We start from the raw sequence: 14,331 nt of genomic DNA, 5'->3' as shown, positions 1-14,331 counted from the left end.
TAGAAGGAATTGACTTCTTTCAAAAAAGTATGCTTAACTAAAGTAGTAGCAGGGGCAGCGGAGGATGGGCAAATGACAAATACAACGGGATTACTGAGGCGATTATGTATTGAACATACGGAATTGACTCTGCCGGATATTATGATCCTGGAAAATATAGCCGGGCAGATCGGCATAACGGCAGAATTAACCGGAACCGACGTATTTATCGACTCGCTTTGCAAAAACGGCAGTGATTCCATTGTGCTGGCCTGGGCCCATTCTTCCGCCAACCGTTCTTTATACCGCAAGAGTGTGGTCGGACAGCTGGCCTATGCGGAAAAAGAGCCGGCCGTTTACAAGGCATTGACCGGCAAAGTCATTATGCGGGATATCCGTGGTATCAGCCAGGAGGGACTGCCGATTGCGCAAACGGTGGTACCGATTACCAACCCTTCGGGGAAAATCATTGGCGTGTTAATTATGGAAAAGGATATTTCCGCAGAAATACGCCAGGAGGAGCAAGTGGAATTTTTAAGCCAGACGGCCGAACATTTGAGCCGTACCCTGATGGAATTTACTATGACCGGCTGGGGCTGGGAAGAATGGTTGGGCAGCGGTATTTTTGTACTGGACAGTAAGGGGCAAACCACGTATGCCAATAAGCATGCGGTGCGGATGTCCGCTGCTTTGTACGGTACGGAGGCACTGGGCGGCAATTTTATTACGGCTTTGTCGTACGGGTCGTTGGAAGAATTGGTGGAAGGCTTAAAAAAACCGGCTAATTTTGAATTCGCTAATGCCAGTTATATGTTTCAGGCCCATCCGCTGGTAACGGACGGAGAGTTAAGCGGCTGTGTGGTATCGGTGCAGGATGTGACGGAACTCAGGCAGAAAGAACGGGAACTGGATGTACAAAGTGCCGTTATCCAGGAAATTCATCACCGGGTGAAAAACACCCTGCAAAATGTGGTGTCGTTGCTGCGGCTGCAGATGAACCGTTCGAAATCACAGCCGGTTCAGACCGAGTTTGCCACCTGTGTGAACCGGATACTGTCCATATCCAAAGTACATGAGGTGCTGGCGCATCAATCCTGGGAAACGGTGAACTTAAAAGAACTGGCTGAATATATTTTATCCAATATTGTGGAAGGCTACAGTTTGTCGGAACAAGTCATTCACACTCCGGTACAGGGGGAAAATGTCACCATGGCGGCCCAGCAAAGTGTACCGGTGGCTCTGGTGTTGAATGAATTGATTACCAACAGTCTGAAGCATGGGATCAAGGACCGGTCTTATGGCGAGATCCGGGTTGTGATTACGGAGACGGCCGGGTATATTACGGTGCGGGTGATTGACAGCGGCGGCGAAGAAATCATACCTCGTTCTGTACCAGGGAATAAACTGGGATTATATATTGTACAGTTATTAATCTGTGAACAATTGGGGGGGCAATTTGAACTGAAACGCCAAAACGGTTTGACGATTGCCACAATTTCATTTCCCTCGCGCAGAAGGGAGTACGCATTGTGAAACCATTATCGATACTACTTGCCGAAGATGAAGTGTTGATTCGCGTGGATATCAAGGAAATGCTGGAAAAGGCCGGACATATTGTGTGTGCCGAATGCGGCGACGGGTTGAAAGCCATTGAGCTTGCCAAACAGACGGCACCGGAGCTGGTCATCCTTGACGTGATGATGCCGGGGCTGGACGGGATAGAAACAGCGAAGGTCATGCATGGCCTGAATATTCCGGTGGTGATGGTTACGGCCTATAGCCAGCCCAACACGATTAAACGGGCAGAAGCCGTGCATGTTTACGGGTATCTGGTCAAACCGGTATCGGAGAAAAACCTGTTGGCCACACTGCAAATTGCTTATGGCCGCTGGCAGGATATGTGTCAGGTGAATCAGGAACTTAAGGAGACCAGGGAACAATTGGAAAATCACAAGCTGATTGCCAAAGCACGGGCCTTTGTCCAGGATCATCTGGGCCTTTCGGCGCAGGAAGCCCATAAACGGATGCTGCGGGAGGCCATGCGTCATCAGGTCACTGTGGCGCAGATTGCCCGGAGGATTATTGATCAGGAGAGAGAACGCAGGCAGTAAAAAGGAATAGCTGACGGCAAAAGCGCCTATATAAGTATGTATGGAGTTACGTCCTTATATGGGCGTTTTTCTTTTGATAAAGCAAGGGAGAGGGGAGAAGCGGTGAATCAAACGATGCTGAGCGTCGGGATCGACATTGGGACGACGACGACACAGGTCATTTTCAGCCGGATGACAATAGAGAATACTGCCGGACCGTTTTTACTGCCCGAAGTCAAAATTACCGCTAAGCAGGTTGTGTACCGCAGTATGGTGCATTTTACCCCCCTGCTGGCGGCCGACCGGGTTGATCTGGCAAAGCTGCAGGAAATCATTGCCGGGGAATATCGCCGTGCCGGCATAGGGAAAGAGCAAATTGACACCGGAGCGGTGATTATTACCGGTGAGACGGCCAGAAAGGAAAATGCCGAAGAAGTGCTGACGGCCCTGGCGGATTTTGCCGGTGATTTCGTGGTAGCCACCGCCGGACCGGATTTGGAGGCGGTGCTGGCCGGTCTTGGCGCCGGTGCCGGCGAAATGTCGAAAGAAATGGCGGCAAAAATCATCAATGTGGATATTGGCGGCGGGACCAGCAATGCGGCGGTGTTCTGGGAAGGTGAAGTGCTGGATGCTTTTGCGCTGGATATTGGGGCCAGAGTTATCCGGCTGGACCGGCAGGGCCAGCTTACCTATATTTCCGAGCGGATAAAGCCACTGCTTCATTCTTTGGGAATGGATCTTAAGGTGGGTACGGTTCCCGAATTGGCACAATTAGAAAAGCTGGCAGCCGTTTTTGCCGGAATTTTCCGGGCGATTCAGGATAACCGCCGGCTTACCCCGGCCAGCCAAACGTTATTTATTGATCATACTCATCAGGGCATTGCCGCAGAGCGGATTATGTTTTCCGGAGGAGTGGCGGAGTTTATTTATGGTGATCAGGAAATACGCACTTTGAGCGATATGCTGGTATTCGGCGATATGGGCCCGCTGCTTGGTACCGCCATCCGCAACGCGTTTGCCGGCTGTCCCGGCAAGCTGCTGGAATCAAGGGAAAAAATCCGGGCCACCGTAATTGGCGCCGGCAGCCATTCGGTTACCATCAGCGGCAGCACCATCGCCTATGATGAAACCGTACTGCCGCTGAAAAATATCCCGATTATCAAACTATGTTCCGGAGAAGAACAAGTTTCCACGATGGCCAAAGTCATTGCCCGGCGCAGCCGGGTCTACGGTCAGGAGCAGGTTGCCATTGCTTTTCAGGGGCCGATATCTCCCTCCTACCAGCAGATAAAAGACATGGCCCGGGGAATCGTGGACGGTTTGGCCTATAGCCGGCTGCCAATCGTCGTCATTGTGGAAAATGATTTTGCCAAGGCACTGGGGCAGACCCTTCGCAATCTGGTAAACCAGGAAAAACCGGTGATTTGTATTGATAAAATACGGGTTAAAGCCGGTGAATACGTGGATGTGGGCAAGCCGATAGCCCAGGTTGTGCCGGTGGTGATTAAAACATTAATCTTTACCTAAAAAGAGAGCAGGTGTCTATATGCTATTAAGGACGAGGTTGTTTGGTAAAAGCTATCAATTTAAAGATGTTAAAGAGGTGCTGGCGAAAGCCAACGAAGAAAAATCAGGTGACAGCCTGGCCGGTATTGCGGCTCAGGACATGGCGGAACGTGTGGCCGCCAAGGTGGTCCTGTCGGAAATGACCCTGGAAGACTTGAAAAATAATCCGGTTGTACCTTACGAAGAAGATGAGGTTACCCGGGTGATCCAGGATGCAGTGTCGATGTCGGAGTATCGAAAAATCAAATCCATGACGGTGGGTGACTTCCGGGAATATCTGTTAAAGGCTGATGGTCAAACAATCAAAGAGGTCAGCCGTGGTTTGACGGCGGAAATGATCGCAGCCGTTGCGAAAATGATGAGCAATTTGGATCTGGTATATGTTTCCAGAAAGATCGAAAATACGGCAACCTGCAACACTACCATTGGACGCAAGGGAACCTTTTCATCCCGGCTGCAGCCGAACCATGCCACTGACGATGTAAACGGTATCATGGCCTCGGTGATGGAAGGGATCAGCTATGGTGTGGGCGATGCCGTGATTGGGCTAAATCCTGTTGCCGATATGGTGGACAGTGTGTCAAACATTTTATGCAAGTTTAAAGAGTTTATGATCACGTGGGATATTCCTACGCAGAACTGTGTTCTGGCGCACGTGACCACCCAAATGGAAGTGCTGAAAAAAGGGGTGCCTATGGATTTAATGTTCCAAAGCATTGCCGGATCGCAAATCGCCAATGAAGCTTTCGGCATCAGCGTGCCGTTAATGGATGAGGCTTACTCCCTCATGCAGGAGCGAAAAAGCTCGGCCGGTCCTAATTTTATGTATTTTGAAACCGGTCAGGGGTCCGAACTTTCGGCCGAAGGACACCATCAGGCCGACCAACTCACCATGGAAGCCAGATGCTACGGCTTTGCCAAACGGTATAAGCCTTTCCTGGTGAATACGGTTGTCGGTTTTATCGGCCCGGAATATTTATATGACGGCAAACAGGTTATCCGGGCGGGGCTGGAAGACCATTTTATGGGTAAACTGACCGGCCTGCCGATGGGAGTTGATGTCTGCTATACCAACCATATGAAAGCCGACCAGAACGATCTGGAAAATTTGGCGTTGCTGCTGGCTGCTGCCGACTGCACTTATTTTATGGGGATTCCCGGTGGTGATGATGTTATGTTAATGTATCAGACGACCAGCCATCATGATGTTGCCGCCATCCGGACCATTACCGGTAAAAGGCCGATCAAGGAATTTGCCGACCGCATGGAAGCTTTGGGGATTATGAAGGATAACTGTCTGACGGAAAAAGCGGGTGATCCGTCCATATTTACAATTGCGGGGTGAAGATTATGAAGTTAAAAGAAATCAACGATATAGCGGCCATTGATTATAGCGAGCGGGTGACGATTGATCATCCGGCCGATAAGGAAGTTTGCAAACGCCTGAAGAAGACAACCAATGCCCGTATTTGCGTCGGAAGGGCAGCCGACCGTTTGAAAACGGAAACGCTGCTGCGCTTTCGTGCCGATCATGCGGTAGCGGTGGATTCGGTTTGGTCGTATGTGGACGAAAGCCTGATGGATGCAATGGGTTTTTTTAAAGTGCAGACCATGGTAAAGGACAAAGAAGAATATATTACCCGTCCGGATCTGGGCCGGCTGTTTTCCGGCGAGACGCTGGACAGAATAAAACAACAGTGTATTTATGCCCCGGAAGTACAGATACTGGTTGCCGACGGATTGAGTTCCCATGCCATTACGGCCAATATCCGGGACATTTATCCGGTTATTGTCGATGGTGCCCGGGCCGAAGGATACCGGGTGGGCACGCCCATATTTATTAAGTACGGGCGTGTGGCGACTATGGACAAAATCAGCCAGGCCCTTAATGCCAAAGTGACGGTGCTCCTGATCGGCGAGCGTCCGGGACTGGCAACCGGAGAAAGTATGAGTTCCTATATGGCGTATGAATCCAGTCCGCTAAAACCGGAACACCAGCGGACCGTCATATCCAACATCTATAAAAAAGGTACGCCGCCGGTGGAGGCCGGGGCGCAAATTGTCCATTTAATAAAATTGATGATGCAGGAGAAAAAAAGCGGCATTGAATTAAAAATTTGATTAAAGTCCGCTGCTGATAGTATAATCTAATATGTAGAGCTTGTTTTGTTGTGGGGGAGACTAGTGAATACCAAACGACTGGTTTTGCTTGCCTTGTTTGTTGCGGTAAGCTATATAGGTGCCAATCTGAAGATTATGGGAACCATTGCTTTTGATTCCATGCCGGGCTTTTTGGGCGCACTGCTGTTAGGACCGGTTGAAGGTGCCTTCATCGGTGCCGCCGGACACTTTTTTACCGCTCTGTTGTCGGGATTTCCTTTGTCATTGCCTGTTCATTTGCTGATTATGGCCGATATGGCAGCGGCTATGGCGGTGTTTGGCCTGATCTACCGGCACATAAGTGCACGACAGGGAAATGCCTATACGGCACGGCTCCTGGCAATGATGGCCGGTACGGCGGTTAACGGCCCGCTGGCCTTGCTGCTGCTGGCTCCCTGGCTTTTGCCGGCAATGGGGCGGAGCGGTATGCTGGCCTTGCTGCCGGTTTTGACCGGAGCAGCCTTGCTAAATATCGTTCTGGCTTTTTTATTGTACCGGATTTTATCAAAACACTTACAACACAGATAGAGGACAAGCGATGAAGATACGAAAGGTAAGAGACCTGACCCTGGTGGATATCGGACAAGGGAAAACCATGGTGATTGCCTGCGACAGCTGTGGCGGCGCCGGCTTAAAAGACGGCGACACACTCAAGGTTTCCCCCGTCGTTACCGGAAAATATACGGCGAGAGTGGTTCTGCTGGAGATTCTCTGCGCGGGAGCGGAAGTCGTCTGTCTGGCCAATGCCGTTTGTAATGAGATGGAACCGACGGGAAAAGGGATTATACAGGGTATTGAAGAGGAACTGGCTTTAGCCGGTATTGACCAGGTTGTGCTGACTGGCAGCACGGAAGAAAATTTCCCGACGATTGCTACCGGACTGGGCATTACGGCAGTCGGCCTGGCCGAAAGTTCCCGCTTAAAGGTGAACACCTGCCGGGACGGGGCAGCGGTGCTGGCCATAGGAAAGCCCAGGGTCGGACAGGAGGTCCTGCAGGCACGGCTGATTGATTATGCAACAGTAACCCGGTTGGCAGGACTGAAAAACGTTTATGAGCTTTTACCGGTAGGATCACAGGGCATTCTGGCGGAAATACGGCAGTTGGCTGCCCTTAACGGGCTGACTTTTGTGCCGGCCAAGAAGATTGCGGTGGATATGCAGAAATCGGCCGGTCCCAGTACGGTCGTTCTGGCCGTGGTCAAGAAGTGCTTTCTGGAACAGCTGCCCCGGCTTAACGAAACGGAAGTGATTGGCGAACTGGTTAACCGACAATAAGGCCTTTATAAAAAAGATTCACGGCTCGGTCTTGGTACTGTAGCACATGAGTCTTTTTTTTGTCAGAATATATGGCCATGTTATTAAAATAAGCTAAAAAATTTTGATTTTATATATTGCAATTTTCTAAAAAATATATTACGATAAAGACGAAGCAACAAAAGTTACGTACCGTCACAAATGTGACGATGAATGACAAATTCGGCACAGGATGGTTATCGTATGTTGGCTGTAGATAAACGTTTGTTAATAAAAGTCGCACGCATGTATTACCTGGAAAATAAAAATCAGAATGAAATCGCCGCTAAACTGGGCATTAACCGTACCACGGTCAGTAAATATTTAAAAAAAGCCATGCTGGCCGGGCTGGTCCAGATATCGGTCGTAAATGATGAGTTCGAAGAGTTGGAAGCCAAACTGGAAGAGAAGTTTGATCTGAAGGAAGTTTATATCATTTCTTCCGCGGCAGATTTGGGAAAAGCCGGTATCCGGTTTTTAAAACGGATCATTCATGACGGTGACGTGGTTGGCTTTGCCTGGGGGGAGACCATGGCTTCGATCGCTAATGCCGCGGCTATGGAGCCCTGCGAAAAACTGAATGTGGAAATGATTCCGCTGGTTGGCGGACCGGGAAATGTTGACAGTGATTTTCATGTCAATACAATAACCTATAAGGTGGCCAATGCCTTTAAAGCCAAAAGCCATTACCTATATGCGCCGGCGATAGCCGGGTCCGCGGAAGCCAGGAACATTATGATCCGGGATGATAATTGCCGCAAGGTGATTACCATGTGGGAGCAAGTCAGCATTGCTGTTGTTGGGGTGGGAACACCGCTTAAGTCTTCCAATCTGGTTTGGATGGGCGCGCTGGGCAGGGAATATGCCGATGCGTTACAGGAGGCAGGAGTTGTCGGTGATGTTTGCTCCTGGTTCTATGATGTGCATGGCAATGTGGTGGATACCGTCTTAACCGACCGGACCATCGCCATTCATCCCGATACCATTAAAAGAGTGAATTATTCTATCGGAGTGGCCGCTTCGCCGGAAAAGGTGCCGGCTATTTACGGGGCCTTGAAAGGAAAGTTTATTAATGTATTGATCACGGATGAACTAACCGCAAAGCTGTTGTTGGATTTTAAAAACGAAAGGCAGGGGGATGACAGGTAATTGCGGGTGTTTCATTCTAAATAAACATGGTTTAGGAGGGTTGGATTTGGCAAATGAAATGAAGACTCTGCAGCCAGGAGATAAGATTTACAGCTTATTTGCATATAAGGAAGTTATGATCAAGGGAAAGCAGGAACAGTTTTTAATCCGGATTGAAAAAGTAGCGGATGATAACAAAACGTATGACAATACTTTTCGTCAGCATGTAAGAGCCATGGGCTAAGCACTGATTGCTTATACCATGGCTTTTTCTTATCCTGGCAAATCGTATTCCATAAGCAATAATTTTAATGTATCTCAGGAGGTAATGAACATGGCAAAAATAGCTTTGGTTATTGGCGGCGGCAGAGGACTAGGCGCACATTTAAGCAAGCGTATGGCACGAGAGGGCTACGAAGTTGCGGTTGCCGACCTGGTAGGGGAAAATGCCAGGAAGGTGGCGGCGGATATTTCGGCCGCCGGCAGCAGGGCGATGGCCTTTACAGTGGATGTCTGCGTGGAAAAGGATGTCCGGGAACTGGTTGCAGCGGTCGTCCGGGAATTTGGCAGGATTGATTCTCTGATATACAATGTGGGCGCTACCATTAGTGCAAAAATTACGGAGTTTGAATTAAAAACCTTCCAGTTTTTACTGGATGTAAACTTAACGGGGTATTTCCTTTGTGCCCGTGAAGTCGCTAAGCAAATGATAAAGCAGGGCGGTCCGGGTTCCATTATTGTCATTAATTCCAAGACCGGTAAAGTCGGCAGTAAATTCAATCCCGGCTATTCCGCCGCTAAATTCGGTGTTGTCGGCCTGACGCAGAGCCTGGCTCTGGATTTGGCCGAACACAATATCCGCGTCAATTCGATGATGCTGGGCAATATGCTGGATTCGGAAATGTTTGAAAGCCTGATCCCGCAATATGCCGTCAAGCTGGGCATACCGGAATCCGAGGTTAAGAAGGTATATATCGAAAAAGTGCCGCTGAAACGGGGCTGTCAGGTAGAGGACGTAGCCAATGCCGTGGCTTTTTATTCGTCCGATCAGGCCAGTTATCTTACCGGCCAGGCCGTTAACATCACCGGCGGCCAGGTCATGCATTAAATATCAGGTAAGTATAGGAAGGGGGGATTTGTATGTGGGAAATGCTGTTGCTGGCTGCCGGACTCTGGGGACTGCAAGGTGTGCTGGGCTTTTTTCAAATGCGAAACTTCAACGGCCGCTTTAAGGCGCTGCGGCAGCGCGGAAGGGTTGTGGCCGGCCGCTCGAAAGGCCGGATGGTAGCCGGCGTGGTGGTGCTTTTCTGCATTGATGCCAACGGTACGATTCTGACAGGGGAGCGAATGTCCGGAGTTTCCAGCTTTGCCCGTTTTCACCCCTTCCCTGCCTTACAGGGCAATCAGTTAAACAAGATAGACGAAACCATTTGTGAATACATCAGACTGGACAGGCAAACGACCAGGGCTGTTTTAAACGCGGTAGATAACTACCGGGCGTTTATTCAGGCAAATACGACCATGGAGGTGATACCGGCAAAGACAGGTGCCCTATTACCTTGACGGATTGAAAATTCCGGTCAAGGTACCGGTCTAACAGAACTTTTATATTCAATAAGAAAGAGAGGAAAAAGAAATGGATACTCTAATCTGGTTTGCAACCGCTTTCAATGGGGTATTTGAGACGGGAGCGAAGACGTTTGTCGGTATGTTTACTGGTATTGTTCCTAAGTTAATTATGCTGTTGGTGGCCATGAACGCGTTGATACGGTTTGTCGGACAGGAAAAGGTGGAACGCTTTGCCTATAAGAGTGCCGGCAATCCCATATCCCGTTATTTGATACTGCCGGTAGTGGGAACCTTCTTCTTTTGTAACCCGATGACCTTGTCGCTTGGCAAGTTTATGCCGGAAAAGTACAAACCAAGCTATTATGCGGCAGGATCTTTTTCCTGCCATACGTTAAACGGCTTATTTCCGCATGTAAATCCGGGCGAGCTGTTCGTATTCCTGGGGATTGCCGCCGGAATCACGCAGCTGGGGCTGCCTACCGTTGATTTGGCTGTCCGCTACTTTCTTGTAGGTGTGGTTACCAACTTCTTCCGCGGCTGGATTACCGACTTTACCACGGCTTATGTGGAAAAACAGCAGGGAATCCGGCTGAAAAGCGAAGTCAGTACGACACAGTCAAGCATAAATGCGTAGAAGGGAGCAGAAAAGATGGCAAATTATCATTCTATTACCATTACGGCCGGACGGGGCGGCTTTGGAGGTCCTCTGGTCATAACCCCGAATGAAGTGAGAAATAAAGTGGTAAATGTTACCGGAGGTGTTATGTCGCCGGTAGCCGAACGGATTGCCGAACTTTCCGGCTGCACCCTGGTGGACGGTTTTAAAACCAAGGTTCCCGATGAGGAAATTGCCTGCGTCGTTATTGACTGCGGGGGGACTCTGCGCTGCGGTATTTACCCGCAAAAACGTATTCCCACGGTTAACTTAATGCCTTCCGGACCAAGTGGCCCGCTGGCGGAACACATAAAAGCCGATATTTATGTATCGGATGTGAAGGAAGCGAATGTGCAGCTGAGCGGCGAAGGGGCGCCGGCGCCGGTTTATGAAGCCGTCACCGCCAAACAGCCTAAATATGATACCTCCAAGAAAATCAGCCAGCAAAGCGGCGGTTTTATGGCTAAAGTCGGCAAATTCATGGGTTCGGTAGTTGGTGTTTTTTATCAGGCAGGGCGTGATACCGTGGACACCGTTATGAGAACGATTTTGCCGTTTATGGCCTTTGTCTGCATGTTGATCGGTTTGGTGTTAAGCACCGGTGTGGGTGATGTGTTTGCTAACATGCTAACCCCGCTGGCCGGAACGATTCAGGGACTCTTAATCATATCGGCAATATGCTCGTTTCCGGTATTGTCCCCGTTTTTAGGACCAGGCGCCGTTATTGCCCAGGTTATCGGCGTGCTGGTGGGGGTGGAAATCGGCAGGGGGAGCATTCCGCCTCATCTGGCATTGCCGGCATTATTTGCCATCAACTCCCAGGCTGCCTGTGACTTTATCCCGGTAGGTCTGGGACTGGCGGAAGCCGAAGCGGAAACGGTAGAAGTCGGTGTTCCTGCCGTATTGTATTCCCGTTTTATTACCGGGCCGACAACGGTACTGGTTGCCTGGCTGGCAAGCTTTGGTCTTTATTCCAACTAAAATCCGCTAGGGCAATGCAAGCAGTGCTGCTGCTTGCATTGCCTTTTTACTAACTAGGGAGGTCGTAGAATGAAACTGATTTATCAAACCCGGGTAACCAATATTGGCAATTCGGCCACTGCATTTTTAGGTGAAAAGATGATTATTTTGTTTAAGGACAACGCTCCGGAAGAATTAGCCGACTACTGCATTTTACACAGCGGCAACCAGGTGCTGCAGGCCGTACGGGCGGGCGATATCCTGCGGATAGGTAATCAGGAGTATGCCATTCTGTATGTAGGGGATGAAGTGGAGGCCAATCTTAGCAACCTGGGGCATATAACCCTGCGGTTTAATGGTGCGAAGGAAGGGCTGGGGGGCAGCATTTATCTTGAAGACAAAGTTATGCCGGAAATTGAAATCGGTGATGAGATAGCTATCTTCAGAAGCTGACAGAAGAGAAGCTTTTTCGAAAGTGTGTTTTTGCAAACGAGGCATGCCTTGACAAGGCCGTCACATACCCTTATGCTGGTGGTGTGGAATGGAAGAAAAATACCAGAAGGCTGACTATTGATGCTGGGCGATACCTGGCAGTGAACTCCAATGGCGGTCTGTAAGGAGTGAACGGTTTAGTGGATACCAGGGCATTACGTATGTACGGGAAACAGGATTTGCGGCTGGAAAAGTTTGCACTGCCCGCTATGCAGGAAAATGAGATTCTGGCGAAAGTGATCACCGACGGAGTGTGCATGTCGACCTATAAAACGGTTTTGCAGGGCAGTGAACACCGGCGGGTTCCTGATGATATAGCGCAGCATCCGGTCATTGTCGGCCATGAATTCTGCGGTGAAATCCTGGCAGTGGGGGCCAAATGGCAGGAAAAGTTCCAGCCGGGCATGAAATTTGCCATCCAGCCTACTCTAAATTATCAGGGCAGTCCGTTTGGCCCGGGGTATTCTTACCGCTATATCGGCGGCAATGCCACTTATATTGTGATTCCCAATGAAGTGATGCTGCAGGATTGTCTCCTGCCTTATCACGGGCAGGCCTATTACAAGGGTTCGCTGGCCGAACCGCTGTCGTCCATTGTGGCCGCCTGCAAAGCAAGCTATCACACGGTGGGAGGCAGTTATGCCCATGAGATGGGGATCAAAAACCGGGGCGATATGATCATCTTAAATGGCTCGGGGCCGATGGGATTTTTAGCTGTCGCTTACGCCATGGCGGCCGCCCGGAAACCGGAACTGCTGGTAGTCACCGGCACCAGTGAGGAGAAACTGGCCCGGGCTGAAAAATATAATCCGGTGGCAAAGGCGGCCCAATATGGGATTACCCTTCGCTATGTCAATACCAAAGATGTCGGTGATCAGAAAGAGTATCTGCTTAATTTGACAGATGGCCGGGGGTACGATGATGTGTTCGTGTATGCACCGTTAAAGGCAAGTGCGGAATTGGGGAGTGACCTGCTGGCGCAGGACGGTTGTTTAAACTTTTTTGCCGGCCCGACCGATAAAAATTTTAAAGCCGAACTGAATTACTATCAGGTCCATTATGCCGCCAACCATATTGTCGGGACCAGTGGCGGCTATCCCGAGGATATGCGCGACGCGCTGGCCCTGATTGAAGAGAGAAGGATTGACCCGTCAATTATTGTCACTCACATTGGCGGATTAAACAGTGCGCGGGATACCATTTTAAACCTGCCGTCCATCGGCGGGGGAAAGAAGCTGATTTACAGCCAGATCGAGCTGGACCTGACGCCGGTTGAGAAACTGGGTGAGTTAGGGAAAAACAATCCGCTTTTTCGTGAACTGGCAAACATTGTCGAGGCCAATCGCGGTTTGTGGTGTTATGAGGCCGAGCAGTATCTCCTGCGACACGCGCCAGGCATTGAAAAATAACGATAATTCCGCTTGAGGGAGTTGTTGGTATGGTTCAACAGGTTCAGGATTTTTATACGGTGTCTCCCCTGCCGGTTACGGCAGAGCATGTACTTGCCGGGAGAATTGTCCGGATTAACCCGGCACTGGTTACTCTGCTGGATGGCCGGCTGGATACGACTCCGGTACGGCAACTGCAGGACGAGGTATTTCTTCAGGTACGGAAGCTGCTCCAACAGAAAAAGATCAAAACCTTTCATGTGGATATCAATGTCAGTGACTATTCGGGCTTTGGCAATAACCGGCCCGGTGATAACACGGCCGTTTTTGACCCGGACTTTTTAGCGGAACTTAACCGGGAAATACGACGCTGTGACGGCTATCTGAACGTCCATTTTCTGACCAACGATCCGCTGAAACAACTGGAGCAATATCGCAAACTGGAAGAGTGCGCTATTTGTTATCAATTGGAAGTCCTGGCGGATGACGCTGTTCACCGGCGTCTCCTCCGCTTGATAGAGCGGCAGGGAAGCTGCGCCAGTCCGGTTCTTGAAATTTTCGGACCGGGAAACAGCGCCGCAGTTCCCAGGAAAAAAACGTATGCCACGATAAAACCGTTTTTCTCGGAACTGGCGATGCTGACGTTTCAGGCAGAGCAAACGGCGGCCCGGTCAACCTCCGCTCAGGGAGCGCTGGCCACCCAACCGGTCCGGGAATATATTTCTTTTTTTCGCCGGCAGTTTTCCGGGGCCATTCAGATTCAAGGAGGAGTCAAGCGGGCAACCATCGCGGCGGCTGCAGCGCTCGGCGCCGACTTTTTGGTATGTGGTACGGATATTTTCCGCAGCCGGGAGCACAGCCCGGAAGAAATGGTAGATATACTTTTGGAAGATATGCTTCCCGGCTGTTTGGGGCGGTTGGATCAATAGTTCTTGCTAGGTTCGATTCATGATTGCTGAATTATCTCGGGGCGTTGTTTTGACGGCCTTTCTGGAAAAAGACGGTCCGAAGGATGGAAAACCGCCGGCTTACGTTAAGAAATCCGTTTGT

At 50.1% G+C, this 14,331-nt stretch carries 16 protein-coding genes; all 16 read left to right on the top strand.

Features of this window, described 5'->3' with window-relative positions:
• Window positions 1–72 precede the first annotated feature (72 nt).
• The 16 genes from P22_RS03275 (at window position 73) to P22_RS03205 (ending at window position 14,210) form a co-directional block, all read left to right on the top strand.
• On the top strand, window positions 73–1,512 hold the full coding sequence (locus P22_RS03275) for a sensor histidine kinase (RefSeq protein ID WP_054258772.1): 1,440 nt from the start codon (window positions 73–75) through the stop codon (window positions 1,510–1,512).
• A complete protein-coding gene (locus tag P22_RS03270) occupies window positions 1,509–2,090 on the top strand; it encodes an ANTAR domain-containing response regulator (protein ID WP_054258771.1) in 582 nt (193 codons plus the stop codon). Before P22_RS03275 ends, P22_RS03270 begins: the two co-directional genes overlap by 4 nt.
• A gap of 102 nt (window positions 2,091–2,192) precedes the next feature.
• Window positions 2,193–3,596, top strand: coding sequence for an ethanolamine ammonia-lyase reactivating factor EutA (locus P22_RS03265; RefSeq protein WP_054258770.1), 1,404 nt, complete (start codon window positions 2,193–2,195; stop codon window positions 3,594–3,596).
• Between the two features lie 19 nt (window positions 3,597–3,615).
• A complete protein-coding gene (locus tag P22_RS03260; protein WP_054258769.1) occupies window positions 3,616–4,980 on the top strand; it encodes an ethanolamine ammonia-lyase subunit EutB in 1,365 nt (454 codons plus the stop codon).
• A 5-nt stretch (window positions 4,981–4,985) separates the two neighbouring features.
• Window positions 4,986–5,756 (top strand): ethanolamine ammonia-lyase subunit EutC, encoded by a 771-nt coding sequence (gene eutC / locus P22_RS03255; RefSeq protein ID WP_072169770.1) that lies wholly within the window; start codon window positions 4,986–4,988, stop codon window positions 5,754–5,756.
• Between the two features lie 63 nt (window positions 5,757–5,819).
• Window positions 5,820–6,323: an ECF transporter S component gene (locus P22_RS03250; RefSeq protein ID WP_054258768.1), complete on the top strand. Its 504-nt coding sequence runs from the start codon at window positions 5,820–5,822 to the stop codon at window positions 6,321–6,323.
• A gap of 10 nt (window positions 6,324–6,333) precedes the next feature.
• Complete coding sequence (locus tag P22_RS03245; RefSeq protein ID WP_054258767.1) at window positions 6,334–7,071, top strand: hypothetical protein; 738 nt, start codon at window positions 6,334–6,336, stop codon at window positions 7,069–7,071.
• Window positions 7,072–7,293: 222 nt separating this feature from the next.
• Entirely contained in the window at window positions 7,294–8,238 is a 945-nt protein-coding gene (locus P22_RS03240; protein WP_054258766.1) for a sugar-binding transcriptional regulator, read from the top strand.
• 46 nt (window positions 8,239–8,284) lie between these two features.
• Window positions 8,285–8,461, top strand: coding sequence for a hypothetical protein (locus P22_RS20885; protein ID WP_172675799.1), 177 nt, complete (start codon window positions 8,285–8,287; stop codon window positions 8,459–8,461).
• Window positions 8,462–8,551: 90 nt separating this feature from the next.
• Complete coding sequence (gene srlD, locus P22_RS03235) at window positions 8,552–9,325, top strand: sorbitol-6-phosphate dehydrogenase (protein ID WP_054258765.1); 774 nt, start codon at window positions 8,552–8,554, stop codon at window positions 9,323–9,325.
• 32 nt (window positions 9,326–9,357) lie between these two features.
• Window positions 9,358–9,780 (top strand): transcriptional regulator GutM, encoded by a 423-nt coding sequence (locus P22_RS03230; protein WP_054258764.1) that lies wholly within the window; start codon window positions 9,358–9,360, stop codon window positions 9,778–9,780.
• 73 nt (window positions 9,781–9,853) lie between these two features.
• On the top strand, window positions 9,854–10,420 hold the full coding sequence (locus P22_RS03225) for a PTS glucitol/sorbitol transporter subunit IIC (protein WP_054258763.1): 567 nt from the start codon (window positions 9,854–9,856) through the stop codon (window positions 10,418–10,420).
• 15 nt (window positions 10,421–10,435) lie between these two features.
• Window positions 10,436–11,422 (top strand): PTS glucitol/sorbitol transporter subunit IIB, encoded by a 987-nt coding sequence (locus tag P22_RS03220; RefSeq protein WP_054258762.1) that lies wholly within the window; start codon window positions 10,436–10,438, stop codon window positions 11,420–11,422.
• A gap of 69 nt (window positions 11,423–11,491) precedes the next feature.
• A complete protein-coding gene (locus P22_RS03215; RefSeq protein WP_054258761.1) occupies window positions 11,492–11,854 on the top strand; it encodes a PTS glucitol/sorbitol transporter subunit IIA in 363 nt (120 codons plus the stop codon).
• Window positions 11,855–12,021: 167 nt separating this feature from the next.
• Window positions 12,022–13,302: a zinc-binding dehydrogenase gene (locus P22_RS03210; RefSeq protein WP_235814541.1), complete on the top strand. Its 1,281-nt coding sequence runs from the start codon at window positions 12,022–12,024 to the stop codon at window positions 13,300–13,302.
• Window positions 13,303–13,331: 29 nt separating this feature from the next.
• Window positions 13,332–14,210 (top strand): hypothetical protein, encoded by an 879-nt coding sequence (locus P22_RS03205; RefSeq protein ID WP_054258759.1) that lies wholly within the window; start codon window positions 13,332–13,334, stop codon window positions 14,208–14,210.
• Window positions 14,211–14,331 lie beyond the last annotated feature (121 nt).

The organism is Propionispora sp. 2/2-37 (genome assembly GCF_001298735.1).
In the GTDB taxonomy this organism is placed as follows: domain Bacteria; phylum Bacillota; class Negativicutes; order Propionisporales; family Propionisporaceae; genus Propionispora.
Note: the sequence above shows the minus strand (reverse complement) of the source record. Positions and strands in the feature narration are given on the sequence as shown.